This is a genomic window from Pseudomonas helleri (assembly GCF_009600315.1).
Classification (GTDB): domain Bacteria; phylum Pseudomonadota; class Gammaproteobacteria; order Pseudomonadales; family Pseudomonadaceae; genus Aquipseudomonas; species Aquipseudomonas helleri_A.
Window position 1 is genome coordinate 1 of the sequence record NZ_WIWC01000082.1, and the last position, 2,542, is coordinate 2,542.

Sequence of the window (2,542 nt, forward strand, 5' to 3'; positions counted from 1 at the left end):
CGGGCAGGCCTGCCCGCTCAACTTCAACTCCTAAATACGTCCAACGGACCGCCTGCAAACATAGTTTGCGTAAGTGCGCCCTTGCTCAATTTCTAGACCTTCCTCAACGATTTCCTAAAGGGGGAAACGATGCAAGAAACACCCAAGCGCGGACATAAATTATCTCGAACCTGTATCAGCTGTGATTTGCATGGGGCAATGGAAATTACAGGGGTCAAAAAAAACAGCCTGAATGCGGACGGTAGCACCTGCTACACGCTTAAAGCTGTATGCGGGAGTTGTGGCTACTTGAACGGCGAATTCAAGCCAATTTGGTACAACCTTTATGAACTGGGCGTGGTTGTTTGAACTGACGCTCGATCGCATAGAATCGCGTTAAATCGCATATAGGCAGTTGCCTAAAATTGCATTGAATTGCACACAATTGCCCAATCACAGACGGCAAGATGTGTGTTGTGGGCCCACGACTTCGTCGCTATTCCCACACCACCTTGCTCATTCGCTTTTGCTCAAGAGGGTGCAGTTCCCGAATCGGAAACATCCACTCAGACACCTCTCAGCAACCCTGCAGACTTCACCAGGTCAAGGGCCGCGCTCCCGGCTTGTCGGGAAATCGTTCCTCCTTCCCGGCAAACGGAAGCACGGGCGCAGCGAACCCTTTACCTACCCCAATTTTAAAACACGCTCCGCCTGGGGTTCATGGGACGTTTCACCCCATGCACCCCTGGCACGTGCCGAACGCCCCCGGAGGGGATGTTGACGCATCTCAACTTAGCGAATAGAGTTGTGCCATTGGCACATATTTGGAACTGACCCATGGCACGTCATCGCCTGACACTATCGATCTCGCCTGAACTCAAGAGCGCCTTGGATGAGCTGAACGAAGCTACCGGCGTCGCTGCTGCCTCCTTCGTCGGGGAAATCATCGAAGGCAACATCCCAATGATTTTGGGAATCGCCAATGCCGCACGTTTGGCAAAGGCAGAGCCCGCAAGAGCCTTGGAAATCATGCAGCGCTCCATGCTTGAAGCTGTGCATGGTGCCAATTTGGCGCAGATGGATCTGATAGACGAACAGTCCAAGCTCCGCACCTTCATCCGCAAAGACGAAGACTAATAAAAAACCCCCTCCAGTTGACGCTGTAGGGGGTTCTGTTGGGGCCGCAGTTGACGCTGCGTTTGTCCCCGGTTTTGCAGGGATTTAGGATCTGCATGGATAAGAATAACACTACGGTGCGCGACCGAAATACAGAGGCTCTGAAGGAGCCCCTTGGTATATACGCGAAAACTCCTTCCACTCACGAATTCATCGACCCTCTGACGGGGTTAATTACCCGTTTCAAGATCGACCCAAAAAGCCGGGAATACGTCGAGGAAATCGACCCAAGCCGGTTCCGCTGGGAGCGTTTCGCTTACAAAAGCGTGGTCAACCAATTACTGCCAACCTCGCGCACGTCCAAGTGCATGCGCTGGCGGGTTCCCAAGCAATCTCTCCAGATACTCAAAAGTCAGGAACACAACAAGGCGTTTTACACCGGCCTCCAGATCTGCGCTTCCGTCTGGGCCTGCCCGGTTTGCGCTGCCAAGATCAGCGAGCGTCGTCGTGCCGAACTCGTGGCCGCTTTGGCCGTTGCTCGATCCATGGGCATGCAGGTCTATTTGCTGACCCTGACTGTTCCTCATGGCTTGGGTGATGACCTAAAAGCGCTTCTGGAACAGATCCACAAGGCCTATAGCAAAACTTCTTCAGGCCGCGCCGGACAGAACATCCGCAAGCTCTTGGGCCTTCGCGGCACCGTTCGAGCCTTGGAAACCACCTATGGGGTTAACGGGTTCCACCCGCACTTACATATTTTGCTGTTCCTCGATGGCGGTTTCTCCCCGGCCTCTGTTCAGAACGCCTTTGCTCCTCTCTGGCAACAAGCGTGCATGCGTGCTGGTTTGCCGCGTCCTTCTGATGAGCATGGTTGCAGGGTTGATGATGGCACCTATGCCGCTGCCTACGCCTCCAAATGGGGTCTAGAGAGCGAATTGACCAAAAGCCACACCAAGAAGGGCCGTAACGGCTCACGCACGCCCTGGGACTTCCTGAGAGCCGTCCTCGATAAGTCTGAGGGCTGGCAACAGTCGGCAATCCTGTTTCGTACCTATGCCGAGGCGTTCAAGGGAAAACGTCAGCTCTACTGGTCAAACGGCTTACGTGATCTGCTCGCCATGGGTGAACAGGCATCAGACGAGGAACTTGCAGCCGTTCAGGAAGACAGTGCGCTCATGCTGGCCGAACTAACCGACGAGCAATGGCGAGCCATTTTGCGCACTAAATCGGAGTCCATCGTTTTGGACATGGCCGAGACTCACCCACAGGCGCTTCCTGTTTTGCTTGCGTCCCTTTTGGAACGAGCCAAAAAGTTTGCTACTGGAACGGGCTGACCTGCCTGACACTGCTTAGCGTAGCGCTAGCAGTGCCGGGCAGGCCTGCCCGCTCAACTTCAACTCCTAAATACGTCCAACGGACCGCCTGCAAACATAGTTTGCGTAAGTGC

At 54.3% G+C, this 2,542-nt stretch carries 3 protein-coding genes; all 3 read left to right on the top strand.

The annotated features are described in order from the left end of the window. The first annotated feature begins 129 nt into the window (after positions 1 to 129). The 3 genes from GHN86_RS22860 to GHN86_RS22870 all read left to right on the top strand — a co-directional run bounded on the left by GHN86_RS22860 (position 130) and on the right by GHN86_RS22870 (position 2,429). On the top strand, positions 130 to 348 hold the full coding sequence (locus tag GHN86_RS22860) for a hypothetical protein (RefSeq protein ID WP_153376469.1): 219 nt from the start codon (positions 130 to 132) through the stop codon (positions 346 to 348). 468 nt (positions 349 to 816) lie between these two features. Next, positions 817 to 1,116, top strand: a complete 300-nt coding sequence (locus GHN86_RS22865; RefSeq protein ID WP_153387376.1) for a hypothetical protein — start codon at positions 817 to 819, stop codon at positions 1,114 to 1,116. A gap of 95 nt (positions 1,117 to 1,211) precedes the next feature. Further along, positions 1,212 to 2,429 carry a protein rep gene (locus tag GHN86_RS22870; RefSeq protein WP_153387377.1) on the top strand — a complete coding sequence of 406 codons (1,218 nt, stop codon included), beginning with the start codon at positions 1,212 to 1,214 and terminating at the stop codon, positions 2,427 to 2,429. Positions 2,430 to 2,542 lie beyond the last annotated feature (113 nt).

What these genes read in the sequence shown, in the direction of transcription:
- GHN86_RS22865 (WP_153387376.1), top strand. Translation starts at nt 817, where the DNA reads ATGGCACGTCATCGCCTGACACTATCGATCTCGCCTGAACTCAAGAGC.
- GHN86_RS22860 (WP_153376469.1), top strand. Translation starts at nt 130, where the DNA reads ATGCAAGAAACACCCAAGCGCGGACATAAATTATCTCGAACCTGTATC.
- GHN86_RS22870 (WP_153387377.1), top strand. Translation starts at nt 1,212, where the DNA reads ATGGATAAGAATAACACTACGGTGCGCGACCGAAATACAGAGGCTCTG.